Source organism: Hallella faecis, assembly GCF_018789675.1.
GTDB classification, from domain to species: domain Bacteria; phylum Bacteroidota; class Bacteroidia; order Bacteroidales; family Bacteroidaceae; genus Prevotella; species Prevotella faecis.
This window is the reverse complement of sequence record NZ_JAHKBE010000192.1, coordinates 1-251: the sequence shown is the minus strand read 5'-3', so window position 1 is coordinate 251 and position 251 is coordinate 1. Positions and strand designations below refer to the sequence as shown.

Genomic DNA, 251 nt, shown 5'->3' with positions numbered 1-251 from the left:
CGTAGCCTTTGCCGTAGAGGAAGTTGCACAGTCCTTTGCTGTAGTCGCCCGTATTCTCGCCACAGAAGAGCCACAGGGACGGGTCGATGTCGCAGGAATTCTGCTCCACCCACTTGACCAGTTGTTTGTAGCCAGACACAGTTGTCTTGAACTCGTTGAACACTCGTGCAGCTGTTTCTGTCAGTCCGTCTGCAAGAATGATAGCCACATCAACTTTTTCTTTCGAAAAATCAACTCCGATAAATAAATTC

At 48.2% G+C, this 251-nt stretch carries 1 pseudogene; it reads right to left on the bottom strand.

From position 1 onward, the window contains the following. Window positions 1–251, bottom strand: a pseudogene (locus KM934_RS13075) (IS110 family transposase); the annotation flags it as partial.